The organism is Ferroplasma sp. Type II (assembly GCF_000496155.1).
In genome coordinates this window covers 1-953 of the sequence record NZ_KI542690.1, presented here as the reverse complement: position 1 = coordinate 953, position 953 = coordinate 1, and the positions used below count along the sequence as shown (strand labels likewise).

Here is a 953-nt window from a genome sequence, read left to right as displayed (position 1 = left end):
TTTCAGACACTGTAATTCCTGCATTTATAGTAATAAAAACCCATATAGGCCTTTATGCCTCAATGTTTTTTCTGGCATTTAATTTCTTTATTATATATACATTGTTCAATACAATAGGCACAGCTATAACAAGGAATATCTATTCCATGGCAAGGGACGGATACTTGCCATCCACATTTTCAAAATTGAATAAACACAGCGCTCCTCAAAATGCCCTTTTTCTCCTGCTCGGGATTTTCATATCTGTTGGAATAATATCCACATATATGTTCTATGGTTCCTTCAATGTAGGGGGATTCCTGTACCAGTTTATATTTTATGCAACTATAAGCACCCTTTCGACTCTCATAATACATATAATAATAAATTCTGGCCTTACTAAAGTTCACAAAAATTTCACCTTCGACATATTGGTTCCATCTATTTCTACAGTTATAATTCTTATAGCCATCTACTATGCAATATCTGGACTGTCATTTCCATTTACTTACGCACTTATAGTAATGGGGCTTTACATAATTTTTGCAGTAGTCATGGATATAATTTTTAGTGGCAAAAAGAAAAACGTTGATTACAGGAGTCAATAATAGGATTCTGCAACTTCATGCTTAAGTATTTGATAAGAGTACAATATTTCTTTTATTTTTTAGCATCATTAGGAAGATAAAGTGCAGAATCTCAGGAATTCCCAGGAACACATGAATGATTTTACACACAGGATATCCGGAGGTTTTGTGTCTTATCATGATCTCAATATGTCAATAAACATCCAGAATGCCGGATGGATAAAATTAGAGAGCGAAACTCTCAAATGTAAACCTGTGAATATTGGAACTCTACTATAGATGGCAACTCCCACCGTTGAGATGGAAAACTCACTTTTTTAGTCAACAGAGGATATCACGTTAAACATTGAATGTACAAAAAAACTGTGCAATACCAAAAAGGCAAAC

Annotated in this window: 1 pseudogene; it reads left to right on the top strand. The window is 33.9% G+C overall.

Going from position 1 to position 953, the window contains the following annotated elements:
- A pseudogene (locus AMDU4_RS02180) lies at nt 1-587 on the top strand (APC family permease); the annotation flags it as partial.
- Nucleotides 588-953 lie beyond the last annotated feature (366 nt).